This is a genomic window from Ruegeria sp. CDSA089, from assembly GCF_059612205.1.
This window is the reverse complement of record NZ_JBXWQD010000005.1, coordinates 1-22,761: the sequence shown is the minus strand read 5'-3', so window position 1 is coordinate 22,761 and position 22,761 is coordinate 1. Positions and strand designations below refer to the sequence as shown.

Here is a 22,761-nt window from a genome sequence, read left to right as displayed (position 1 = left end):
AAGTGTCAGACAACTTGAGTAATAAGTTTAGATTGCGCCCGATGGAGAAAGCGGATCTTGAGGTCATCTCCCATTGGTTCCAAGACCCTGAAGACGTTGCGCTTTTTGATCGGACATCGCGGGTTCCGTTGAACCAGTTTCAGACAGAAGAAAGTTGGAAGGCCGTGTTCACCGCCGAAGGAGCGGGTTGCAAATGTTGGTTCGTGGTGGAAAACAGCTCTGGTGAAGCGGTTGGCCTGGCCGGGATCGAAAGCGTGTCGCTGGTAAACCGGGATGCAGTGGTTGCAATGTTTGTCGACAAATCCGCGCGACGCACCGGCGTTGGTATCCGAGCGACGGCTTTGGTGGTAGATTTTGCCTTTCGGCAACTGGGGTTGAACCGTTTGACCTCTTATTATCGGGCGGACAACACCAGCAGCCGCGATCTGGTCGCAAGGATAGGATGTCAGGTCGAAGGCACCATGCGTGAGGCCTGGTTTGCAGACGGGCAGTTTCATGACATGGTTGTTGTGGGTGTTCTCAAAGGCGATTGGGCGAAACGGCGCGACGCTTTGGCGGCGGAACTGTCTGACGATACACAGGTCTCGTTGGGACCGAATGCGTCTGCGGCCTGGACATGGCCGCCTAAGTGCAAGAGTGGTTGAGTGAAAGTCGTTAATACCGCAAGTAGTCGTTAAATTTCAAAATTTGCTTTATGCTGATCCACGGACCTGTTCGGTGCCAAATAAACGAGAATAAACAGTGAATACGACCAATCCGAATTTTACGATGACTCAAAAGCTTGGCGCAGTTCTGTTCGCCGATGTCGTCGGGTATTCGCGATTGATGAGTCAAAATGAGTTAGATACTTATAACGCGCTGAAATCATTGATTTCTGATCTCGAATCTTCCTGTGCAAAACATCAGGGCAGGGTGGTCGAGGTGCGCGGCGACGGCATCTTGGCATTGTTTGAAACAGCAACAAGCGCGGTCGAGTTTGGTGTCGAATTGCATCGTATCGCCAGCGCGCATAACAGTGCCGGTCCCGAAGACCAGCGAATCAAATTCCGTGCGGGCGTTCATCTTGGGGAAATCCTGATCGACGATCGCGGCATTCATGGCGATAACGTCAACATCGCCGCACGGCTGCAAGAGATCGCCGAGCCCGAGCGTGTCTATGTTAGTTCGGCTGTCTATGATCAGGTCTGCAACCGCCTGCGCTATGGCTATGAGTTTTTGGGGCCCAAGCAGCTCAAGAATATCATGAACCCGGTGTCGACCTATTGCGTCCGCAGCGAGGTTGCAGGCGCAACCATGGCGGGAACGATGCGACCCGAAGTGTTGGGGGATATTCTCGAACGTCCTGATACACCATCGGTTGCCGTGCTGCCTTTTGCCAGCCACGGGGACGAGTCCGATAATTGGGTGGCCGAAGGTCTGACAGACGACATCATCATGAACCTGTCCAAGTTTAGGAACCTGTTCATCATCGCGCGCAACTCGTCCTTTTTCTTCAAAGCGCAATCCATGCCGCCGAAAGACGCCGCACAGCGGTTAAACGTGCGCTATATCGCGCGGGGCAGCGTACGCCGATCAGCTAGTCGGATCCGGATCTCGGCCGAGTTGGTGGATGCCAGTAGTGAACGCACGATCTGGGCGGAACGGTTCGACCGCAATATCGACGATATTTTCGACATTCTGGACGAAGTCACCGAATGTATCGTCGCTGCGACTGCCGTCATGATCGAGTCACATGAAAAGCAGCGGATGATCCAGGCGATCCCCTCTGATCTTGAGGCTTATGGGTCGGTTCTTCAGGGCCAACACCATATCTTCAAATACACGCGCAACGACAATCGTAAAGCGCAGAACTTTTACCAATCCGCGCTGGAACGCGACGGCGGCTATGCACGCGCAGCGGCGGCGTTGTCACGGACGCTGAACATCGACTGGCGCTATTCCTGGAGTGATGACCCGTCCAAGGCGTTTGAACAGGCGCTGACCTTTGCCCAACAGGCGATTGAACTGGACCCGACGGATGCGCGCGGCTTTGGTGAATTGGGGTATGTGCATCTGTATCGCAAGGAACATGACGCCGCTATTCAGTCCTATCAACGTGCATTGGCCCTGAACCCCAATGACGCCGATATGCATTCGGATTACGCGGACGCTCTGGCCCATTCGGGTGATAACGAAACGGCGATCACGCATCTGCAACAGGCCATGCGGCTGAACCCTTATTTCCCCGATCAGTACCTGTGGCATCTGGGCGGCGCCTATTACAATCTCAGACGCTATGAGGACGTGATAGAGACGGTCAACAAGATGAACAACCCAACCGAGGGGCAACGGATGCTGGCCGCGAGCCATGCGCAATTGGGGAACACGGATATGGCGCGTCTGATCGCGGACAAGCACCGCGAAGCGCATCCCAACTTCTCTCTGTCACGGTGGGCCAAGGTTCTGCCCGACCGGCTGGAGGATGACACCCAACACTTTGTAGAAGGTCTGAAAAAGGCCGGGTTCTGAGCATAAAAAAGGGCGCGACCCTGCGCGCCCTGTTTGAACCGGGAAAGGGAAGGGGGCTTAGTCGCCGCCCCGCACTTTCGCACCGCTGACTTTCGCGCCACTGACTTTGGCACCGGAAACCTTGGCGCCCGAGACTTTCGCACCGCTAACCTTGGCACCCGACACCTTTGCCCCACTGATCGCCGGGCTGTCGAAGCCGAAATAAATGTCCAGTAGAACCTGTTCGAACTGACCGGTTGTGACATCCATACGCATGGTCTGATCGGCCTTTTCGTAGCGCCAAACCATGATGTCGTTTGCTACTTGGTAATCAGCCGCCGCGACGCCGCCGATCGAAGGATCCCTTGGAGCGCGTGATGCATTGTTTGGAGGTTCATTCGGGTTACCATTCACGGGGTCTCCGTCGCCATGAACCAGAAAAATTGCCGGTTCTGGCAGGTCGTAATAAGTGCCTTCATAGGCAAAACCATAAATCTTGGCGAACTGCGCTTTTAAGTCGTTTCCGCCCTGAACTTTCTCATCTTCAAGCTGGTCGGAAAGATGCTTGTTGTTGCCTTTGCCGCCCTTTTTCTTGTTTTCCAGCTTAATGTCAGTCAGGACTCTTCCGTAAATTAGCACTTCCGAAAAACTGAGCAATGTTTCACCCATAAACTCATCTCCCAATTGTGGGGTCGCGGGTTTGACCGTTCACCCTTTTCACCACGGCCCGAGATGCCCCGTGCCAGAAAATCCAAAAAAATCACCCCTCTATTCCATGCCATAAATCGGCTTCAAAAAAAAGAATTTTGCGATTGGTCAATCCGGGACCATCGTACGGACTGAATTTGAATGGCTGTCTTCTTCCGGGTCAGGCAGGCGGGGACCGGCCGTTGTCAGCCCGATATCGCGCATTCTGAAGTTGCCCTCGATGATCTGGTGGAACGCGCCGCCGGTGATCTCCTGATCCACGGCAAGCAGTGCTTTTTCCACGCCGAAATAGCTGAGCATGTCCGCATCCAGGCGCGACCAGGTATCGGCCAGATAGGTACCCAGATAGTCTCGCGCTTCAAGCAAGGCGATACGGAACCCATCGGGATTTTCGGCGTAGCGTTTGTCGAAAATCTCCTGCATGACAGTGCTGTAGTCTGGAGAGCCTTCCAGTTGGTCCGACAGGTCTTCTTCCTCGGGCGAGATCAGCCCGTGCAGCAGCAGCCGTTCGTGATAGATATCGACAAAGATATCGAACATCGCGCCGGTCAGCGGTTCAGACAGTGCATGTTCACTGGACCAACCATGGGAAAACTCGGACAGCGTTTTGTTGTTGGCGGCAATTCGGATCTGAGCGTTCTCGGACAGTTCGGCAAACCGGTTCAGGCGGTTGTAGGTATAAAGATTTCCACGCGTGTTTTGCAGCAGGCTCTCGACCACTGATCCGAAATGGAGCGAGGCCAATAGCGCCACCATATCCGCGGCAGACTCGTGAAAGCCGTAGTATTCGCCGGAGGCGTCCCCGTTCGAGGGCATCCCGATCACGCTGTAAATGATTGCGTGGCCGATCTCATGGGCGACGACATCAAAGTTCAGACTGTAGGGGCGGTATTCGTCGCCATGGTCATGGGTGCCGCCGGTTTCCAGAAACCCCCACCCGATGTGCGCATTGTCTAGGCTAGGCAGCAGCGACAGTTCCAGCCGGTCGAAATCACGGGCAAAGTGCCAAGGGATTGGGTGATCAAAATAGCCTTGCCACACATCCATGGTGAAATGTGCAGACCCAAACAGATGTGCGGCTTCAAAAGAAGGGTCTGTGGGGTCGATATGAATGAAATTGCCGAACTCGTCCGGCATGGCCGGAGGCTGGATATAGCCGTTCCAAGGTGGCAGATACATGCCCGGACCGTCGGGGCCGGGAACTATCGCCCCATAGGGCGTGGTTTTGCCAACCGGGTTGACAGTATACATGCGCGGCCCCGAGGGGCCCGGCCCAATGCTGCCCTGCGGGGCCGAGATTTCGACCAGCTCCAGTTCCGCGTCAGGTTCCAGGAAAGGCGATTGCGGGAACAACAGGAACCGGGTTCCGGGTTCCTCATCAGGTGTCTGTTCGGGTAAAGTCATCCGGTGCCCTCCCGTGCCCGTCCGGTGCCCCTATTCGTGATTGGAGTCGTCCGTTGTGACGGCTTTTTGGCAATACAAATACTCTGTTTCTATAAGCTCATAAAACGCATCCCGCCCGGACAAACCAAGCGACCTTGCATAGGATTCAAGATCATCGGGCACCTCTTGGTCAAGATGTGTTTCAAAATACCACAGCACCATGCGCAAACGGTCCGATCCAGTCGTGAGGGGCGCGGTCGCTTGCAACTCTGCTTTCGCAGTAGCTCGGTCCCGAAGTTGGGAATAGATCCCCGCACGGCGCAACTCGTTCAAGAGCGGGGCTTCAATATCCGCGCCTCGGTCTTGCGATACGGCTGACAGACGGGCCGCGTCGGCCAGCATGTCTTCATAGGTGTTTGGGCTCAGGTCGTTCGCGTCCAGCCAGCGCATCAGGTCTGCGTGGCGGGTTAGGTTGGCACGATCCCGGTGCGCTGTCATTTGTTGAACCAGCGCGTCGCGGTCTGGCGTTTGGCCGCGTCTGTGCGCCTCATCCCGTGCCAACACATGCAGCAGGGCGCGATCTCTCACTTCGGCAAAAAGCGCGGGTTGCAGACGCAATTCGTTTATTACGGCGGGGTCGGAGGGTGTTTCGGCCTCAACGCGGCGGCGCAGAGAATTCCACATCAAGGTCCGTTCTGTTCTGTGTGAATGACTTGTGTCATCCCCAATACCTTGGGCCATTTGGACGAGCATGGCGAGGGCATCCTCTGCTTTGGCATCTACATAACCGTTGGGCAACCAAGCCATGAAGCTGGTGATCTCAGAGCCGCCCGTTAACGCCTTTACGATACCCTCCCACTGGCGTTTCTTGTACTGGGTCTCCTTGGACACGCGCAAAAGAGTTTGGGCACCTTCGTCTGACAAAACACCCTCAGCCCGCGCGCGTTCCACAGTGGTCCGGATCGAAACCATTGGCACGCTGAGAGACGGATAGCCCAGTTCGGCAGGTCCATGCAGAACCGCCACTTCATCATCATCCTGCAATACGCCTGAATGGTAGTCGTCAAAGATGCGCCCGACGCCAATCATTCCGAAATCGGCCAGTTCGGCGGCGCGTAGCGCGCCCATGCTGGCGCTGCCATAGACGGGAATACCCTGTTCCATCGCCCACAGGATTTCTTTGTGCCAAACCGAGGGCACCCCTTCGAAATACCCGTCAATTATCCCGATCGCACTGGGTTTATCGCGGGTGACACGATAGACGTCACCCTGCCGGACGGGCGGCAGAACCGTGGCGTCCAAATGCGCTGCGACGGCCTTGGCCGACAGGGTCGGACCTGCAAAGACCACGGCAGTCATGTGTGCTGCTCCTGCACTCGGGCGACCCGTACGCCTGGGATGAAATCCGGGTCGTCATGCGGTGCCTCCAAACCGGGTATGACCGCGCGCACCACGCCGATGTCTATGTGCGGTTGTGACAGGTCAACGATTACCACTTGTGACATGCCTTGCCGGTTCAAACGCTCCAAAAGCAGATCGCGGTCCTGTTCGAAAGATGCGCTGGCGTGGGTGGGGCAATCGGTGAAACTCTGGATCGGTTGGGCCGCGTCAATCAGGTCGCGGACGTACTGGCATCGTTCGGATTGCGCTTGATCGGTGAATTCGGCAGGATCAAGATCGTCACGCGCGCCCGAGATATAGGTCAGACGGGTCTGAGCGGCCTCGGTCAAAGCGCGCAACAAGGCGATGGAGCGGTCCACATGGCAGCCATCCCCGATCCCGATATGGCCGGGCTGACCCCCGGCCTCGGCAATCACGCAACGAAAACAGGCGATGCCGATATCCGAGGTGGTCTGCCATATCCCGCAATCCAGACCGGCGGCGTCAATCATGGCCATCGCGCTGCGGCATCTGGGATCATCGACCGTGTCCGGATCAACCCGAACCTGCGGTGTTTGATGATGCCACAGGGTTGTGGCATCCCGCTCGATCAACTCACAAATCGCGTGGCAACTGGCCTCGGTGACATTGTTGCCGGAGGCCAGCCCGTTGGTTGTTCGGGGGAAGGCCCCCTGGCTGGCGCTTGGGGCGGCGGTGTAGTCTGTGTCCACCATCTCAAGCGGGACCCAGCAGGCTTGGTTGGCATTCAGATCACATCCCTGAACCCACAGCATCGCCGCATGAGGATCAAATTGCCCGCCGGTCACACGGGGCAGGCGGGTCACATCGATAACTGCGTCATCGGCCACAAGATCGGAATACCGCGCCAGCCGCTGGGGCAGGTGGACACGTTCGGCGTGCCAGGACTCGATCGCCTCCATCACGCCCGAGGCTTGTGCCGCGCTCAGCGACAGCCCCTTGCCCAAAGACACCGCCACCGAACGAGAGTTCGGGCGCGCCACCATCACGGTTGGCAATCCGATCCGGTCCAGCCCGGTCAGGTTTGCAACGCGCGTGATGCCCATGTCCTTGAGATGGGGTTTGACGATCTCCAGCGTTTGTTCGGGGTCTCGCAACCGGTGCGTATCAAGAACGTATTGTTTTTGTGAAACACCGGGCATCAGGGGACCTTAACCAATTCAATTCGAAACAGACAACGAAGCGGAAACCAATTTCGGATCAGGATGATAGAGGATCGTCGTTGGGTCAACTGTGACGGTCGGACAGGCGGCTAAACATATACTGAGATTGGTGGTGATATTCTTGCCCGTCCATGAAGACGACGCTGGGGAAGGAAGGGTTGTTGATCGCGTCCGGCCAGCCTTGCGGCTCTAGTGCTAGGCCGCTGCGTGTAGAATAGGGCGCGCCGAAAACGGTTGGCAGATCCGCGCTGTCTAGAAAGTCACCGGAATAGATCTGAAGCCCCGGTTCGGTTGAATGCAGGTCCAAAGCGACACCAGACCGAAGCCCGTGCAGTTGGGCGATATGTTTTAGTCTAATACGTTCGCGCGCTATGCAAAAATTATGGTCTAAGGGAGCGTCTCCGACGGGCCGGAGTGTTTGAAAGTCGTAAGGCGTGTTGCGGACAGGTTCGACCGAACCCAAGGGGATCAGTTCGTCATCGACCGGCAAATAGTCTTGTGCCCGGACACGCAACAGATGGTCCCCGATATCCCCGTCGCCATTCAGGTTGAAATACCAATGCGGCGTGAAATTGCAGATCGTGTCGCCCGTTGCTATGGCCCGGATGTCCAAGTTCAACGTCGCGGGTGACGTAATGGAATAGTGAGCTTTGACGGACAAAGCGCCCCCAAAACCCATGTCTCCCTCAGGTATTTCCAGTTCGAAAGACACCGCATTCTCTGTCTGGTTGTTCCGCCGCCAGTTCTGTCGGGCAGCGCCTTTACTTCCGCCATGAAGGCAATGTTTGCCCAGGAAATTGCGTTCCACTGAATAGGTTTTTCCATTCAGAGCGTATTGCCCGTTGGATATCCGGTTTGCGCAGCGCCCAACAATGCAACCAAGATATGGGTCATTACGCAGATATTCGCTCGGCGCTTTCCAACCTAAAACCAAGGGGTGGTCGACGCCGTCCAGACGTAAATCAATCAGCGAGGCACCAATCGAACCGAGGGTCGCTGTAAGTGTCCCGTTGGAGATTTGAACAACGGCTTGCTTGTTGCCTTTATGGGGGATCATAAATTTAACATAAGATGTCTTACAGGTAGTCTATTCTGGTTCTATTTTCTTCAACAAGGTCTCTAATACAGATTTCAACCGTTGGACGTCGATCGGTTTATGCAACAAGGGGACGCCTGCGCGTTTGCAATATCCGGTCAGTTCAGAAGATCTGTTGGCCGAAATGATACAGGCTGGCAGGTTACCGAATTCGTGCCGTAAAGCCACGACCGCATCCGTTCCCTTTTTACCGTGGTCCAGTTGATAGTCGGCAATGACGATGTCGGGCACAATTTCAATCTCGCGCAGCAGGCCAACTGCTTGTTCCTCGCTGCTGCACTCCAGAACTTGGATGCCCCAGGTTTCCATCGTCATGGTCAGTGCAGAGCGCAGGTTCTCGTCGTTTTCGATCAACAAAGCCACAGTGCTGGTTAGTGTCACCGAGTCATCGACCTGTTGCAGTACATGGCCATGCGGTTTTAGAGGTGCGGTATCCGCCAAAGGAACCTCAACCGAGAACATCGTTCCCAGCCCCAGCTCGGATCGTAACTGAATGGGGTGATTCAACAGTCCGCAGGCGCGCTCGACTATGGCGAGCCCCAGGCCCATCCCCTCGGCTGCGCTGGCATCGGAATGGAGCCGTTGGAACTCCTGAAAGACGATCTCTTGCTGGTCGGATGCGATTCCGACGCCTGTGTCCCAGACCTCGATCCGAACCGAGCCCTGCTGTTTACGCAATCCAACTAGAACCTTGCCTGCATCTGTGTAGCGGATCGCGTTGGACAGCAGGTTTTGCAGGATGCGCCGCAGGTAGCTTGCGTCACTGCGTATCAAAGCGTTGCTATGTACGAACCGCAATTCAAGCCCTTTGGCTTGGGCGACAGGACGAAACGAGTCTTCGAGCTGAGACAGCAGATTGCTAATTGAGAAGGTGGTCTGGTGCACCGTGGCACGACCGGAATCCAGTTTCGAGATATCCAGAAGCGCCTCGAGGATATGCTCGACACTGTTGAGCGCGCTTTCGGCTTTTCCGGCCACGTTACGTGCGTCGTTTTCGTTTAACCCGCTGCCCAATGTGGCGACATAGAGTTTGGCAGCTGAAAGCGGTTGCAGCAGATCGTGGCTCGCTGCAGCAACGAAACGTGATTTCGAAGAATTGGCGCGTTCAGCCGCTTTTAAGGCGTGAGCCAATTCCTCGGTTCGCGCGGCGACGCGGTGCTCTAGCAGGGTCTTGGCTTCGTGCAGGGCTTGCGCCGACTGGTGCTCGGCCGTGACATCGGTAAAGGAAATCACGAACCCCCGGTCCGGCATCTCTTGCGCGAACACCGAAAGGATCTTGAATCGCCCACTGCGCATCTGAAATTTCAGCGGTGCCCGTTCCGCAGTTCGATTGACCCAATCCAGCAGATCGGCATCGCTGACGCCGCCTTCAAACCGGATGGTCGCGCTAAGGCGGTCGAATACGGTTTTGAACTGGACGCCCATCTGAAACTGCGCATTTGGGATGGCCAGCAGTTCACTGGCGCGATTGTTCCATCCGATCAGGCGCAATTTGCTGTCGAAGATGCAGACGCCTTGGTCGATATGCTCCAGCGTGGCGCGGATCAGGCGGGCCTTGTCGTCAAGGATACGGTCCCTCTCTTGCCGTTCGATGCGCATGATATCGGTGACGTCAGTTTGCAGGATGACCGTGCCGCCATCGGGTGTCCGGTGTTCCGAAACCTGAGTCCACCGATTGCCGTTAAGCCGGACGTTAAACACCACATGATCGTCCGTATGACGGGACATACGCCGTTTGGCCCAATCTTGTGGCGTAAGCGTTTCGGGCAGGGACAGGAACCTGGATTGACTGACAAGCTCGACATATTCGGTAAAGCTGAGACCCGGCACCAATTGCGCCTGAATATCGGGCATGTGCATCCCGAAGCGGCTGTTGCATAGCACTAGCTCTTCTTCGAGGTTGAACAGTGCAAACCCTTCTTGAACCGTCTCGATTGCGTTGGCGAGGTCGGCGCGCGCGGCCTCGGTTTCCTGATTGGCCTGTGCAAGCTGCGCGTTCGACTCGTTGAGCAATTGCAGCGCGCGTTCCAGATCCAGCGTGCGGGCGCGAACTTCTTGTTCCAGCACGGCGGCGCGCTGGAATTGCGCATAGGCCGCCCCGCTGGCATCGGTCGATTCCTCGACCCGGCGCATCAGGGCTTCGGCAATCTTCAGCAGTTTCTGGTTTTGGCGTTCCAGAGGGTCAAGCGGGTCGATCAGCGATTCAATCATGGCCGTCATCCTCGGGCGGATAGATCGCGACCCCAGTCAGGGTCTGGTTGACATGGATCGAGTTAAATTGTTCGCCATAGGTTGAAAAGCCGACCACGTTGTTGTCTGACAGGATTTCCGACAACGCGCCGGTCATCTGTTTCTGCTGTGCTTCCAGCCTGCGCAAGATGCAGTCGCAGCCCAAAATCGCATCGGGCTGGGCGGATTGGGTCAGGGCGCCAATTTCCTGTCCAAGATGGCTGATCATGTCCATCGGTTCTGCAAGGGTCAGAACCAGTCCTTCGTCGATGGCCGAGAAAAAGACAAGATCGCCATTTTCGTCCAAACGTTGGATGGCGCGCACGTGATGTTGGCCGCCGATTTGAACAACGACCGGATGGGCTGCAAAGGTAAAGGTATCAAGCTGTTCAGGGTCCTTCCCCAGCACTCTGGCATACTCGCGAGCGGCAGGTTCGGCGTTGATTTCTCGTACAATCCTCTTGGAAGGGTCGGCATCAGTCACAACCATGCGTTGGGATGTGGGTACAAGATGGTCGGTCTTGAACACTTTGATCGGACAGCGCGTGCGTACCTGGGTCAGAATCGCGGCATTTTCATGCGCCCTGCCCTGATGCAGAACGTACGTATGACCGAACCGAGTTCCATCCCCTGCGGATCCGCCAAACAGGGGGACAGGCCCCAAACCAAGGGCCAGTTCCGAGGTCAGCGCGTCCTCTTTGGTTGATAACCCGTCGATCAGAAGGAAAGTGAACTCGTGCGGCCACTCTGGCCGGGCCTCACCCATTTCCGTGCGGTTTCGGATCATCTCGTGAATGATATCGGGGGCCGAAAAATCATTCAGATCGGGCACTAGAATAGTGCGCGTCTCGAAATGCGTTGCGGGCAGGCCGATGGCAACGATCTGATCTTCGGTATAGCCGTCCCCTGCCAATTCGCCCGCGGTTGTGCAGCCTACGACCGGTGTCGGTGCAAATCTGTCCGCTGCCCGCGCAATGATCTGCGTCGCATTCGCGTTGCCGCTGACAAACAGGACAACAAGCGACAGGGTGTCCGGTCCTAACGCAGCCGCAAGCTGCGCAACAGCGTCTTGCGTGTCACGGTGTACAAATGCGGTTTTGACGATGCCTGGCGCACGGGTTCGGGCCGGTGCCCACCCGACTGCTTGGTCCATCGGGCCTCCTCCCTAAAGCGCGACGAGAGTCGAACGTAATACGGTTAGCCTTGTTCTTGCAAGACGCTGGCGAACGAGGCTTTATTGGCGATCAGAACGGCCTGTGTCCGGCTTTGAACCCCCAGTTTCCGCATGATTGCAGTCACATGGGCTTTTACGGTCGTCTCTGCGATGGACAGGTCATACGCAATCTGCTTGTTCAGTTTGCCCTCGCAGATCAATTGCAGGATACGGGATTGCTGATTGGTCAAGGTGGCCAGCCGCCCAACTGCATCGCTTTGTTCGTCATCTTGTTCTTCGTCGATCAGCACGCATCCTTCGGGCAGGAATACACCACCGGAATGGACCGTTTCAAAGGCCGTACGGAACACATCGCGCTGGCTGTGCTTTGGGACGTAGCCTGAGGCTCCCCCGTGGATGACTTGGCTGATGACCCGATTGTCCGTCATAGAGGACACAACGATCACAGGTGCTTTGGCCGCCGCTTTCAAGCGCACCAGACCGTCCAACCCATCCACGTCGGGCAGGTTCAGGTCCAGCATGACCGCGTCCGGTTTCAGGCCTTCGGCAATCATGGTCAGAGCGTCTTCCAGCCGGTCGGCGGTGTGGATCTCGCCAATATGCGCAACGCTTTGCAGCGTCATCGAAAGCGCATCGCAAAACAACGGGTGATCATCGACGATCAGGACGTTTTCGAAATCATTTTGCCCTTGAGGGTTTGCAAGCATGGGTCTTGGCCTTTGCAATGGGTTGCCCAATTTAACCAAGCGTAGCAAGGGAATGGAATGCCGCAAACTGGCGAAAAGTCGTATAAGAAAACGCGCGCCCGTTTGGGGCGCGCGCTTGGATCGAAAGACCCTTGTATCAGTTTGCCGAGGCCAGCTCCTTCGGCAGGCGGAAGGTCCACAATGTGCCGCCCTGGTTCAGGTAGTTGACCTTTTTGGCCACTTCACCACCCCAAAGCGGAACCGCGCCGCCCCAGCCCGAGATGACCGAGACATATTGCTCGCCATCCTGTTCCCAGGTTACAGGCTGACCGACGATGCCCGAACCGGTCTGGAACGACCATAGCTTTTCGCCGGTTTCATCATCCAAAGCAATGAACTCGCCCTCGGGTGTGCCGAAGAACACCAGACCACCAGCAGTGGTCATCACGCCCGACCAAAGCGGCGCGTCGTTCTTGTATTCCCACTTCCATTCGCCGGTATCCGGGTCAATGGCCTTGAGCGAGCCGATATGGTCTTCGTAGTTCGGCTTGATGGTAAAGCCCGCGCCCAGATAGGCGGCACCTTTCTTGTAGGTGATCGGCTCGTTCCAGATATCCATGCCCCATTCGTTGGAAGGCACATAGAAATTGCCGGTTTTCTGCGAAAACGCCATCGGCATCCAGTTCTTGCCACCCAGGAACGAGGGCGAAGCAAAGATCACTTCACCTTTCTTACCATCGGCTGCCGCTGCAGGATCACCGGGGCGGTTATCTTCGACAAAGATCGGACGACCGGTTTCATCCACCCCGGAGGACCATGTGATATCCTTGACGAAGGGCGTGGCAGATACGAACCCGCCGTCTTCACGGTTCAGTACGTAGAAATACCCGTTGCGGTCGGCAGTTGCATAGCGCTGATTGCCCTCGCGGTCGGTATAGGCGACGACTTCGTTTACGCCGTCATAATCCCAGCCTTCGCGCGGCGTGGTCTGGAAGTGCCACTTGATGTCGCCAGTTTTGGGGTCGATCCCGATGCGGCTGGCGGCATAGAGGTTGTCACCCTTGTTGCCTTCGGTTGGGGTCCCTGCATTGCGCAGCCAGCTGTTCCAGGGGGCCGGGTTGCCCGCGCCGAAGACCAACGTGTCGGTGTCGGCATCGTACGAGCCGCCTAGCCACGTCGCGCCGCCGCCGGTTTTCCACATGTCGCCAGGCCAGGTTGCGTTCAGCTCACCCGTCATGGTGCTTTCTTCGCCGTTCAGCGTGCCCATGTGACCTTCGATCACCGGCCGTTCCCAGACCAGGTCGCCGGTATTGACGTCCCGCGCCTGAACCGCGCCAACGATGCCGAACTCACCACCCGAATTGCCGGTGATGACCAGCCCGTCGACGATCAGTGGAGCCGCTGTATAGGAATAGCCCGCTTTGTAGTCGGCGATCTTGTCGCGCCAGACAACATCGCCCGTGTCCTTGTTCAGCGCCACGATCCGAGCGTCCAGCGTACCAAAGATGACCATGTCGCCATAGATGGCCGCACCACGGTTGACCACGTCACAGCAGGGCAGAATGCCTTCGGGCAGACGCGCGTCGTATTGCCAGACTTCTTTACCGGTCTTCAGATCAATCGCATAGAGGCGCGAGTAGGATCCGGTGATATACATCATACCGTCATAGATCAGCGGCTGGGTTTCCTGACCGCGCTGCTTTTCGCCGCCAAGGCTGAAAGCCCAGGCTGGCAGCAGGTTATCGACGTTGTCCTTGTTCAGCATGTCCAGCGGGCTGTAGCGCTGCAAGTGCCGCCCCATGCCATTGGTCACGATCTGCGTGGTGATCGTTTGGTCGTTCGCCAGATCGTCTTCGGTAACTTCTGCATAGGCCGCGCCCGTTGCAATCACACTTGCAACTGCCGCCATGATAAACCGGCTCATCGGTGTCCTCCCTAGACTTATGTCTTTCCTCCGTGCCGAATCTCCGACACGTCGGGATTGTTGGCGAGAGTATTATTCGCGGGAGAGTCCTTCGGTGAAATTGCACAATGGTCGTAGGGCTTGAGCGGACGATTTCAACTAGTGTGACCCAACTTTTTCTGAAGGGAGGATACAATGCGACGGCTTTTTTCAAGCATTTTGCTGCTTGGCCTTGCTTCGGCCCTACCTTCGGTGGCCAAACCGTTAACCGGGCAGAAAGAGATTTTTCTCGTTGATGATGCTGGGCATAGAATACTAATAGGGTACGTAAAATTCTCGCAAAATGGCGAGACAACGATCTACGATCTCGAATTCAATGACGAGGTGTTTTCCGAACATTTCTTGTCAATGCGCCCGTTTAAGTGCTTGGAAGGTCCGGACAAACACTGGTGCCATGTCCCCTACCCCTACGAGTTGCAGCGGTATGTTTCCGCAGAGGATCTGACTGATCTGGAATATGATCTTTTGTTCATCCATAAGGGCGCGACCGAATACGGTATCAACATGTGGAACGGCATTTACTACCGCTTGAACGCGGACGGCGACCATCTTGTTGGGCAATTGCACGAAATGGACATGGACGTGTTGTCGGCACCGCCCGAGGCCGGGAACCTCAGGCCGATAAAGCATGATGACATCCACGAACCCGACCCTGACAGCCACTGGTTGCCAGGTATCGTGATTGAATAGGGTTATTGAGCGGAAAGACTGCTCAGGTAAGCAAGAATAAAATCCTGAATCGTTCGGTCTTCGATACCCACATGGCGCATCTTGGTGCCGGGCATGAAACCGTCATTGTCCTCCATCCATGCGCGCAGTGCTGCGGGCGTCCAGACGATACCGGAACCTGCAAGCACGTCTGAATAGTCATAGCCGTCAACGGTTCCTGCCTTGCGCCCTACGATCCCGTCCAACTGAGGCCCATAGCTTGGATCCGTGGCATCCGGCGCGTGACAACGTCGACATTCCGAGAAAAACAGATCTTCACCGGCGTCAACCTTGATGCGGTCGAAGGTGGATTGAGCCAGCGTGGGCGGGGCCGAGATGGCGTAAGCGACAAGGCCAAGTGACAAGGCGAGGTGTTTCATAGGGTCCTCCAAACGTTTTTCGAATGATACGAATTCCGCTGGGGGCAAGGGCTTGACGTACATCAAGAAACTGAAGGCGCACCCTCATCCTTTGGTCGTAGAAATGTGGGGATATTGCGCTTTTCAGAACAGGGGCGCGTATTTCCATTCATCCGCGTCGGGTGTGACCTCGTTCGGATCATAGCCTGATTCTTGCAGCCGTTTGGCGATTTTCAGCCCTTCCCGCGCGGCTTCATCGACATAGGCGCGTCCCAGTTCCTGATTCTGCGCCACACCGTGCCCGCGCAGCAGGTTGAGGCCATAGTTGAACTTTCCAACCGGATCGCCCAGATCGGCGGCGCGTTTGTCCCATGCGGCGGCTGCGTCCGGGTCATAGGGACCCGCTAGACCATTATTGTCCAACTGACCCATCCATGTCATGGCTCCGGTATAGCCCGCCTCGGCGCAGGTTCTGAACAAAGTACGCGCCAGATCATGCCGCCCTGACTTGGTCATGTAGTAGCCCGACGCGCAGGTGGTCATGTCGGTGATACCGTTGTCGATATTGCTCATGACCTTGCCCCATCCTGTGTCCTGCGGGTTGAGCGTGCCGAACTCATCCTCGACCGTTTGGGCCGAGGCGGCGGACGCTATGAACAGGGACAGTGCAGCGATACGGATCATGGTCGAACCCTCTGGTTTGGGGGTAGTCTATCTCAACACTCGCGCGATTTCACGTCTGCCATGGTCGTAGAGGCTCTACCCGCGGGGTTTCTTCACTCCCCGCGCCGGATCATATCCCCAAAGCGCAAGTCCCAGGAAAATAAACCCGGCCAGAATCGTCCATCCGAGGGCTGCCGCGTTGAATTGCCCGTAGAGCGCAAAACGGATCAACTCGACCGCGTGGGTGAAAGGGTTGAACGCGCAGATATCGCGCAACAGGGCCGAGCTTTCGGCCATCTTCCACAGCGGGTAAAGCGCCGAGGACAGGAAGAACATCGGGAAGATGACAAAGTTCATAACCCCCGCGAAATTTTCAAGCTGCTTGATGGCCGAGGACAGCGCCAACCCCAACGCCCCGAGCATCAGCCCCGCCACGATCAGTGCCGGGAACACCAGCAGATAACCAATGATTGGCATATCGATGCCGTAAACCGCGGCGACCGCAAGAAAGGTATAGACCTGCAGGATCGAGATCGTCGTGCTGGCCAGCAAGCGGCAAAACAAAAGCCACCAGCGGGGCAAAGGGCTGGTCAGCAGCAAGCGCATGGAGCCCATCTCGCGGTCATAGACAAGACTGAGAGAGCTTTGCATCCCGTTGAACAGCATAATCATACCGCACAGGCCGGGAACGATGTAAATCTCATATGTGATATAGGTCTGATAGGGTGGCGTGATAGACAGGCCCAATGCCGCGCGAAATCCGGCGGCAAAGACAATCAGCCAGACCAGAGGACGCACCAGCGCGGCGACAAATCGGCTGCGCTGACGAACAAAACGTAGTGCCTCGCGTATCAGAATGGCGCGCAGGGCAATCAGCGCGCCGGTCATGCCGTGGCCCCTGTCATGGACAGAAAGACGTGTTGCAAAGGTTGTCCGCTGGTCAGGTCGCTGCACAGTTCCTGTTTCAGCAGCTTGCCACGGTGAAGGATGGCGACGTGGTCATCCGGCTCGATCTCGTCGGTCAAATGCGTCGCCCAGAGCACGGTCAGCCCGTCCTGCTGCGACAGCGCATGGACATGCTGCGTGATGGCTTTTCGGGCGGCCGCATCCAGTCCAACCGTTGGCTCGTCCAGCAGAAGAACCGAGGGGGAATGGATTAGGCTGCGTGCGATCTCCAGCCTTCGACGGTGCCCGCCATTCAGGTCGCGGGTGCGTTCGGCCGCGCGTTCGGCCATGTCCAGCCGGTCAAGCGCGGCTGAGATCCGCATTTCGGCATCGCGCCCCGCCAACCCGTGCAAAGCGGCGAAATAACTGAGGTTGCGGTGCACCGTCAGATCCAGGTCCAACGTAGGTTGTTGAAACACCACGCCAATCTGAGCCAGCGCCTGACGGGGCTGTTTTGAGATGTCGAACCCTGCAACCTCGATCACGCCCTGCGCCGTGGTAAACAACCGTGTCAGAAGAGAAAACAGGGTCGACTTCCCTGCTCCGTTCGGTCCCAGCAACGCACAAAACGCGCCCTGGGGGACATGAAAGCTCACATCATCAAGCGCGCGTTTCTCGCCATAGGCGTAGCTGACATTTCGGACTGAAAGCCCTGTCACTGAATGGTAATCTCCAGCCGCTGTGTTTCGCCGGTGCTGCCCGGCACTTTCAGATAGTAGCTGCCCGGCTTGATCGCGACAAAGCCTATTTCCATCTCACCAGCTTCATCGAATTCGACCGAGTCCAGCCCCAGAGGGCGGATTTCCAGTCCTTCGACGACGATTTCATCAACCCAGATCGCGCGGAAGAATTCAGGACCCACCAAAGCCAGTTCCTGACTGCCATCGCCCTGAATCTCGAACTCGTAATACATGCCGGATTTCAGCACCCACGGGGCCTCGGCCAGAGGCACACCGGCGGACAGAGTGATCGGCGGCAGGTCTTCTTTGTTCTTCGCCGACAAAATTCCGGCCAGACCAAATCCGTCATCGTCATCATCGGCCAAAGCCGCAGCTGGCAAAGCCATAGCCATCATCGCGGCCACGCATATCAATTGCTTCATCTCTTAAGTCTCCTCGAAATTCTTTCAGTTGGTCGGACGGAAGGCCGCGCCCCAGGGGAAGCGTCCGACCTTGATTGTCTTGATGGGTTCACGTTTCGCCACGTCGATCACGGTCACATCGCCGGATACGCCGTTTGTGGTGAACAGCAGCGATTTGTCGGCGTTGAAATCCATGTGCCAGACGCGACGCCCCACAAGGATGTAGTCTTCAACCTCATAGGTTTCGGCATTCACGGCCGCCACATGGTTCGACGGTCCCAGCGCGACAAAGGCGGTTTCATCCCCCTTGGACAGTTCAAACCCCACGGGTTGCACCCGGTCGGGGTGGACACCTTCGACCTCGAACTCGATCTTGGCCTTTTCGGTCTGTGTTTCCACGTCGAACACCGTGATGGTACCGCCGATTTCCGAGCTGACCCACAGCTCGGTCCCATCCTTCAGGAATTCCGCGTGGCGCGGGCGGGAATCGACCAGAGTGTTGGCGAACAGCTCTTGCGTTTCGGTGTCGATCCAATGGGCCATGTTGGTGGTCTCGGACGTGGTGATGGCGATCTTGCCATCGGGGGACACAGCCATCCCTTCGGGCTCAATCCCAACGTCGATCTGAGCAATTACGGTGCGCGATTCCGTATCGACTACGGTGGTGATCGCGTCGTCTTCGTTAGCGATGTAAAGATGGCGATCATTGGGATGCAGCACAAATTGCTCGGGGTCCTCGCCCGAGGGCAGATCGTGTAGGATCTCGCCCGTTTCCGGGTCCATCACCTGCACCGCGTCGCTGTCCGAGGCGCAGATATACAGCACCGAGAAATCCTTGGAAAAGGTGATCCCGCGTGGGCGTTCGCCGGTTTCTATCGTACGGATCACCTCGAGCGTCTCGATGTCGATCACGCTCAGCGTGTCGTCCTTTTCATTGCTGATCCACATTTCGTCCGCGGCCGCCGGTGCGCAGAGGGCGGTCGCCGCCAGAAGTGCTGTCAATCTCATCCCAGTTACTCCCTGAATGCCTGACACTGGCTTTCGCCCTCGTCTAATCCCAGCGTGTCGAGTTCCGTGCGTTGGTGCAAGAACCCCTCCAGCGGTGCCATCGCGACGACGGCGCGGTCGGTGACCAATGGGATCGGTTGCCGCAACTGGCCGTTCCACGACCGGAAATTCATCGCCCTGCCCTTGAACCCGGCCAGTTCGAAATCGTCCGACAGGATATAGTCGCGCAAAACGGTCGGGTCACTGGATTGCGTGCGCGTCACTGCCTCTCCCAAAGTCCGGTAGGCAGCCCATGCGGCATAATCTTTTGGCATCATGCTGCGGCTGGTTTGTTCGGCGAACCGGTTTTGCATCTGGACCGCGCCCCATTGTTCGACCACACGCGACCACGTGACAGGTTGCAGCCCGTCGGACCCTGCCACGGGGCGGGCCTGCCATGTGTTGAATTCGATATACCGGCTGAAGTCGTCCAATTCATCTGCGATCAGCAGGACGTCATAGTCACCGAATTCCTGTGTAAACAGCGGCACCTCTTGAGCGGCATTGCGGCGTAAGTCGGCGTCGAATTCCCATGTCTTTTCGGCGCTTAGCTCCAGACGGAATTTTTCCAGCGATCGTTTGAGCGACTGTGCAAAGGCCTGATCACCGGGATGGACGCCGGTGATCATCACCAACTCGTCCCAGCGGCGTTTTACCAGAAATTGAACCAGCGCATCGGTGCGCATCATGTTCGACGGCAAAGTATGCAGCAGATTGGCGCGGCAATTTTGGTCTCGCACATCCAGATCAGACGCGGATGCGTTGAACAGAATAGCGTTCGCCGCCTCAGGCAGGTCAGCAACGTCCAGTTGCGCTTGTGCAGGCGCATCGAGGATTAGAAAAGGGCTATCCGCCAAAGCCTGACGGGCAGCGGTCAGCCAATCGCCACCCTCGGGAACGGACGTGACGGACAAGTTGTATTTATGCCCAAGGAATTTTGCGGTTGTCAGGTTGTCGGCCAAGGCCAGCTCGACCCCTGCCACACCCAAATCGTCCGGTATCGGATCAAGGTTGGATAAAACCGGAGGCCGCGGTACCTGCATCTGCAAATATGTGACCGCAATCTCAACCTCGGCCCATGCTGCGGCCGGCAGCAGAACCGAAGCGATCAAGGCGCGCAAATAGGTTTTCATGTCGACGCCTCCTCCCTGACAATTTGATAAAATCTGCTCATCCCTTTCGGGACCATTAGACCTTAGTCGCAGCTACCCCCCAATCTGCAACCAAGGTCTAATTCCATGCTGAATTCTGCTAAGCTATGACCGGGGAAAGCGTCGTAGAGGAGGATAAGATGCGTCCAGGTTTTTATAGCGTAATGCTAAGCGCCGTCATGGCTGGCGGCATGGCGCTGGCCCATGGCGATGTCGCCCCGCAGCCCGTGAATACTGACGCTCTGCCCGATGTGGGCGATGAGTGGCTGATCGAGAACCCTTACCGCGACAAGGGAGAAGAGGTCTGGCAGGCGGCGATTGAAATCGGTGATTCCGGCTATAACCAGAACTGCGCACGGTGCCATGGTCTAGGTGTTGTCTCGGGCGGGTTGGCCCCTGATCTGAGGTATCTTGAAGCCGAAGAATATGGCGATGAATGGTATGCCGAGCGGTTCCGCGAAGGTTACACTCAGAACGGGATCACCAAGATGCCCGCCTTTGGCGAGCTTTTGGGCCAGAAGGCCGCGTGGGCCATTCGCACATATATAGAAACCCGTCCCGATGACGGGGCTTTGGACGATCATTCCGACCGGCTGAAGGAGATCCGTGATCTGCTGGCCGCGATGGCCAACGGCGGCGACGGAGACGCAGCCGCGCTACAATCTGAACTCAGCGAGATTGCGGGAACTATTGAGACCGGCTCGGGCGCGCCCGTGGCCGATAGCGTCGCCCTACGCGCCGCTGTTTTGATTTCGGGGGACAGCCCGAACTTTGCCGAGGCAGCGGAACAGCTGACCATCGGCTTGTCTGCCGCGCAATAGATCGGCAGAGTGGGGCACATGATCGGACGCTTTTTCGTTTTCTCCCTGTTGGCTGCGGCCCTGACCACTGGGCAAGCAATGGCCAGGTGTGAAGATCATGTGCCCCAACCCAAACCGCAAAACGCCAGCCGTGACATCGTGGGAGCCGACCTCGATACCATTATCGAGCGCGGTTATATTGAGTTCGCAGCCTATGAGGATTTCGCTCCGTGGTCGTTCGAGGAAGACGGCAGAATTCAGGGCGTCGATATAGAAATCGGCAAGTTGATTGCCGAAGATCTGGGTGTCGAAGCTCGGTTCAATCTGGTCGCCGCAGGAGAAAATCTTGAAGCCGACCTGCGCAACTGGGTCTGGAAAGGCCCTTTGATCAACGGACGTGTCGCCAATGTGATGCTACACGTCCCCTATGACAGTGAATTCGCCTGTCGGGTAGAACAAGTGGTTTTCACCGGTCAGTATCACGATGAAGAAATCGCGATTGCCTATCGCAAGGATGAATACCCCGAAGACCCGCCCGTTCCGGCCTATTTCCGCTTTGATACGGTCGCGGTGGAAAATGACTCGATTGCTGATTTCTACCTGTCGGCCTTTCCGGGCGGCCAGCTTGCGCAGAATGTGCACCGCTTTCCCACAGCGGGTCTTGCGATGGAGGCCTTGGTGGCAGGTGACACCATGGCGGCCATGGGCCCACGCGCTCAGCTCGAAGCCGGTTTGACGCCCGAATTGGATCTGCACACGCCGCCCTTGCCCGGTTTTGCCGTCAGCAGCTGGACCAGTGGCGTTGCGGTTCATTTCGCCTATCGCGGCCTCAGCTATGCGGTGGACGATGCGATTTATGCAGCGCTTCAGGATGGCCGGATCGAACAGATATTCGCCGCGCACGGCCTGACGCATGCACCGCCGAAACTGCGGTGACTACACCCAAGGTCTTATAGGCACCGGGTAGATCACCGCGTAGCTTAACCGAAAATACTGGAGGGAGTGACATGGAACTACATGACAGCCGCGTCATTGCGGCCCCACGTTCCAAAGTCTGGGAGGCACTGCTATCGGCCGACATTCTGAAAGAATGTGTCCCCGGCTGCAAAGAAATGTCGGGAACAGCAGAAAATGGGTTTGCCGCGACAGTGGTGCAGAAGGTCGGACCCGTAAAGGCCACGTTCAAAGGTGAAGTGACCCTGTCGGACATGGTGGATCAGGAAAGCGTCAAGCTATCTGGGGAAGGCAAAGGCGGGGCCGCCGGATTTGCCAAGGGTGCAGCAGATGTCACCTTGTCGGATGCGCCCGAGGGGACGTTGCTGGCCTACAATGTTGATGCGCGTGTGGGTGGCAAGCTGGCTCAGCTAGGGGGTCGGGTCATTGATGGCGTGGCCAAGAAAATGGCTGACCAGTTCTTTGAGAATTTCCAGAATGCGGTCGAGGAAGAACCTCAGCCCGCGCCTGCCGAGGCTGCGCCCGAACCGGCCGCGGCCCCTGCTGTGTCCGAAGTGTCGGTCGAGCCAGCTCAGGCAGCGCCGCCGCCGGAAGAGAAAAAAGGATGGTTCAAGCGCCTGTTCGGCGGTTGATCCGAAAATTTAAGGGAGGAAAATCTGATGAAGATTTCGATGACTGTGAACGGCGTAGCTGTGAGCGGTGAAGTTGAGGGTCGGACGTTATTGTCTGGATTTTTGCGTGATCA

The 22,761-nt window shown here is 56.9% G+C and carries 22 protein-coding genes and 1 pseudogene; 7 read left to right on the top strand and 16 right to left on the bottom strand.

Annotation, left to right across the window (positions count from 1 at the left end; translation table 11 throughout):
- Positions 1-2: 2 nt before the first annotated feature.
- Positions 3-644 carry a GNAT family N-acetyltransferase gene (locus AC2FJ6_RS12970; RefSeq protein WP_331252154.1) on the top strand — a complete coding sequence of 214 codons (642 nt, stop codon included), beginning with the start codon at positions 3-5 and terminating at the stop codon, positions 642-644.
- A 124-nt stretch (positions 645-768) separates the two neighbouring features.
- The gene (locus tag AC2FJ6_RS12965; RefSeq protein ID WP_170775706.1) at positions 769-2,508 is read left to right on the top strand and encodes a tetratricopeptide repeat protein; all 1,740 of its coding nucleotides are present in this window, start codon (positions 769-771) and stop codon (positions 2,506-2,508) included.
- A 57-nt stretch (positions 2,509-2,565) separates the two neighbouring features.
- Here AC2FJ6_RS12965 and AC2FJ6_RS12960 read toward each other — a convergent pair whose 3' ends face one another.
- From AC2FJ6_RS12960 to AC2FJ6_RS12920, 9 genes are all read right to left on the bottom strand, one after another.
- Positions 2,566-3,156, bottom strand: a complete 591-nt coding sequence (locus AC2FJ6_RS12960) for a pentapeptide repeat-containing protein (RefSeq protein ID WP_170775708.1) — start codon at positions 3,154-3,156, stop codon at positions 2,566-2,568.
- Positions 3,157-3,303: 147 nt separating this feature from the next.
- Positions 3,304-4,599 (bottom strand): gluzincin family metallopeptidase, encoded by a 1,296-nt coding sequence (locus tag AC2FJ6_RS12955; RefSeq protein ID WP_170775710.1) that lies wholly within the window; start codon positions 4,597-4,599, stop codon positions 3,304-3,306.
- Positions 4,600-4,629: 30 nt separating this feature from the next.
- Entirely contained in the window at positions 4,630-5,937 is a 1,308-nt protein-coding gene (locus AC2FJ6_RS12950; protein ID WP_480878449.1) for a TfuA-like protein, read from the bottom strand.
- Entirely contained in the window at positions 5,934-7,139 is a 1,206-nt protein-coding gene (locus AC2FJ6_RS12945; protein ID WP_496669261.1) for a YcaO-like family protein, read from the bottom strand. Before AC2FJ6_RS12945 ends, AC2FJ6_RS12950 begins: the two co-directional genes overlap by 4 nt.
- An 85-nt stretch (positions 7,140-7,224) precedes the next feature.
- Positions 7,225-8,217 carry an aldose epimerase family protein gene (locus tag AC2FJ6_RS12940; RefSeq protein WP_480878445.1) on the bottom strand — a complete coding sequence of 331 codons (993 nt, stop codon included), beginning with the start codon at positions 8,215-8,217 and terminating at the stop codon, positions 7,225-7,227.
- A gap of 30 nt (positions 8,218-8,247) precedes the next feature.
- Positions 8,248-10,467, bottom strand: a complete 2,220-nt coding sequence (locus AC2FJ6_RS12935; RefSeq protein WP_480878442.1) for a hybrid sensor histidine kinase/response regulator — start codon at positions 10,465-10,467, stop codon at positions 8,248-8,250.
- Entirely contained in the window at positions 10,460-11,638 is a 1,179-nt protein-coding gene (locus tag AC2FJ6_RS12930; RefSeq protein WP_170775720.1) for an FIST N-terminal domain-containing protein, read from the bottom strand. The genes AC2FJ6_RS12935 and AC2FJ6_RS12930 overlap by 8 nt, the downstream gene beginning before the upstream one ends.
- 44 nt (positions 11,639-11,682) lie before the next feature.
- Complete coding sequence (locus AC2FJ6_RS12925; RefSeq protein WP_170775722.1) at positions 11,683-12,366, bottom strand: response regulator; 684 nt, start codon at positions 12,364-12,366, stop codon at positions 11,683-11,685.
- A 136-nt stretch (positions 12,367-12,502) separates the two neighbouring features.
- A complete protein-coding gene (locus tag AC2FJ6_RS12920) occupies positions 12,503-14,269 on the bottom strand; it encodes a PQQ-dependent methanol/ethanol family dehydrogenase (RefSeq protein WP_170775724.1) in 1,767 nt (588 codons plus the stop codon).
- A gap of 174 nt (positions 14,270-14,443) precedes the next feature.
- Between AC2FJ6_RS12920 and AC2FJ6_RS12915 the strand changes: the two genes are divergently transcribed.
- Complete coding sequence (locus tag AC2FJ6_RS12915; RefSeq protein ID WP_170775726.1) at positions 14,444-14,998, top strand: hypothetical protein; 555 nt, start codon at positions 14,444-14,446, stop codon at positions 14,996-14,998.
- A 2-nt stretch (positions 14,999-15,000) separates the two neighbouring features.
- Here AC2FJ6_RS12915 and AC2FJ6_RS12910 read toward each other — a convergent pair whose 3' ends face one another.
- The 7 genes from AC2FJ6_RS12910 to AC2FJ6_RS12880 form a co-directional block, all read right to left on the bottom strand.
- Positions 15,001-15,396, bottom strand: coding sequence for a c-type cytochrome (locus tag AC2FJ6_RS12910; RefSeq protein ID WP_170775728.1), 396 nt, complete (start codon positions 15,394-15,396; stop codon positions 15,001-15,003).
- Between the two features lie 123 nt (positions 15,397-15,519).
- On the bottom strand, positions 15,520-16,059 hold the full coding sequence (locus AC2FJ6_RS12905) for an SEL1-like repeat protein (RefSeq protein ID WP_174819528.1): 540 nt from the start codon (positions 16,057-16,059) through the stop codon (positions 15,520-15,522).
- Between the two features lie 75 nt (positions 16,060-16,134).
- Positions 16,135-16,926 carry an ABC transporter permease gene (locus AC2FJ6_RS12900; RefSeq protein ID WP_170775731.1) on the bottom strand — a complete coding sequence of 264 codons (792 nt, stop codon included), beginning with the start codon at positions 16,924-16,926 and terminating at the stop codon, positions 16,135-16,137.
- Positions 16,923-17,642 (bottom strand): ABC transporter ATP-binding protein, encoded by a 720-nt coding sequence (locus tag AC2FJ6_RS12895; RefSeq protein WP_170775733.1) that lies wholly within the window; start codon positions 17,640-17,642, stop codon positions 16,923-16,925. Before AC2FJ6_RS12895 ends, AC2FJ6_RS12900 begins: the two co-directional genes overlap by 4 nt.
- Positions 17,639-18,085, bottom strand: coding sequence for a hypothetical protein (locus AC2FJ6_RS12890; RefSeq protein ID WP_170775735.1), 447 nt, complete (start codon positions 18,083-18,085; stop codon positions 17,639-17,641). The genes AC2FJ6_RS12895 and AC2FJ6_RS12890 overlap by 4 nt, the downstream gene beginning before the upstream one ends.
- 24 nt (positions 18,086-18,109) lie before the next feature.
- Complete coding sequence (locus tag AC2FJ6_RS12885; protein ID WP_496669259.1) at positions 18,110-19,072, bottom strand: YVTN family beta-propeller repeat protein; 963 nt, start codon at positions 19,070-19,072, stop codon at positions 18,110-18,112.
- 5 nt (positions 19,073-19,077) lie between these two features.
- Positions 19,078-20,244: an ABC transporter substrate-binding protein gene (locus tag AC2FJ6_RS12880; protein WP_170775739.1), complete on the bottom strand. Its 1,167-nt coding sequence runs from the start codon at positions 20,242-20,244 to the stop codon at positions 19,078-19,080.
- Between the two features lie 158 nt (positions 20,245-20,402).
- On the opposite strand from AC2FJ6_RS12880, the gene pedF reads away from it, so the two are divergent.
- From pedF to AC2FJ6_RS12860, 4 genes and pseudogenes are all read left to right on the top strand, one after another.
- Positions 20,403-21,083, top strand: a complete 681-nt coding sequence (gene pedF, locus AC2FJ6_RS12875) for a cytochrome c-550 PedF (RefSeq protein ID WP_496669257.1) — start codon at positions 20,403-20,405, stop codon at positions 21,081-21,083.
- Between the two features lie 18 nt (positions 21,084-21,101).
- Positions 21,102-21,998 (top strand): transporter substrate-binding domain-containing protein, encoded by an 897-nt coding sequence (locus AC2FJ6_RS12870; protein ID WP_170775742.1) that lies wholly within the window; start codon positions 21,102-21,104, stop codon positions 21,996-21,998.
- Between the two features lie 71 nt (positions 21,999-22,069).
- Positions 22,070-22,648 (top strand): SRPBCC family protein, encoded by a 579-nt coding sequence (locus AC2FJ6_RS12865; protein ID WP_170775744.1) that lies wholly within the window; start codon positions 22,070-22,072, stop codon positions 22,646-22,648.
- 24 nt (positions 22,649-22,672) lie between these two features.
- Positions 22,673-22,761 (top strand): annotated as a pseudogene (locus tag AC2FJ6_RS12860) ((2Fe-2S)-binding protein); the annotation flags it as partial.

Coding starts and splice junctions, on each gene's coding strand:
- AC2FJ6_RS12965 (WP_170775706.1), top strand. CDS start 769: ATGACTCAAAAGCTTGGCGCAGTTCTGTTCGCCGATGTCGTCGGGTAT.
- AC2FJ6_RS12960 (WP_170775708.1), bottom strand. CDS start 3,156: ATGGGTGAAACATTGCTCAGTTTTTCGGAAGTGCTAATTTACGGAAGA.
- AC2FJ6_RS12955 (WP_170775710.1), bottom strand. CDS start 4,599: ATGACTTTACCCGAACAGACACCTGATGAGGAACCCGGAACCCGGTTC.
- AC2FJ6_RS12950 (WP_480878449.1), bottom strand. CDS start 5,937: ATGACTGCCGTGGTCTTTGCAGGTCCGACCCTGTCGGCCAAGGCCGTC.
- AC2FJ6_RS12945 (WP_496669261.1), bottom strand. CDS start 7,139: ATGCCCGGTGTTTCACAAAAACAATACGTTCTTGATACGCACCGGTTG.
- AC2FJ6_RS12940 (WP_480878445.1), bottom strand. CDS start 8,217: ATGATCCCCCATAAAGGCAACAAGCAAGCCGTTGTTCAAATCTCCAAC.
- AC2FJ6_RS12935 (WP_480878442.1), bottom strand. CDS start 10,467: ATGATTGAATCGCTGATCGACCCGCTTGACCCTCTGGAACGCCAAAAC.
- AC2FJ6_RS12930 (WP_170775720.1), bottom strand. CDS start 11,638: ATGGACCAAGCAGTCGGGTGGGCACCGGCCCGAACCCGTGCGCCAGGC.
- AC2FJ6_RS12925 (WP_170775722.1), bottom strand. CDS start 12,366: ATGCTTGCAAACCCTCAAGGGCAAAATGATTTCGAAAACGTCCTGATC.
- AC2FJ6_RS12920 (WP_170775724.1), bottom strand. CDS start 14,269: ATGAGCCGGTTTATCATGGCGGCAGTTGCAAGTGTGATTGCAACGGGC.
- AC2FJ6_RS12915 (WP_170775726.1), top strand. CDS start 14,444: ATGCGACGGCTTTTTTCAAGCATTTTGCTGCTTGGCCTTGCTTCGGCC.
- AC2FJ6_RS12910 (WP_170775728.1), bottom strand. CDS start 15,396: ATGAAACACCTCGCCTTGTCACTTGGCCTTGTCGCTTACGCCATCTCG.
- AC2FJ6_RS12905 (WP_174819528.1), bottom strand. CDS start 16,059: ATGATCCGTATCGCTGCACTGTCCCTGTTCATAGCGTCCGCCGCCTCG.
- AC2FJ6_RS12900 (WP_170775731.1), bottom strand. CDS start 16,926: ATGACCGGCGCGCTGATTGCCCTGCGCGCCATTCTGATACGCGAGGCA.
- AC2FJ6_RS12890 (WP_170775735.1), bottom strand. CDS start 18,085: ATGAAGCAATTGATATGCGTGGCCGCGATGATGGCTATGGCTTTGCCA.
- AC2FJ6_RS12885 (WP_496669259.1), bottom strand. CDS start 19,072: ATGAGATTGACAGCACTTCTGGCGGCGACCGCCCTCTGCGCACCGGCG.
- AC2FJ6_RS12880 (WP_170775739.1), bottom strand. CDS start 20,244: ATGAAAACCTATTTGCGCGCCTTGATCGCTTCGGTTCTGCTGCCGGCC.
- pedF (WP_496669257.1), top strand. CDS start 20,403: ATGCGTCCAGGTTTTTATAGCGTAATGCTAAGCGCCGTCATGGCTGGC.
- AC2FJ6_RS12870 (WP_170775742.1), top strand. CDS start 21,102: ATGATCGGACGCTTTTTCGTTTTCTCCCTGTTGGCTGCGGCCCTGACC.
- AC2FJ6_RS12865 (WP_170775744.1), top strand. CDS start 22,070: ATGGAACTACATGACAGCCGCGTCATTGCGGCCCCACGTTCCAAAGTC.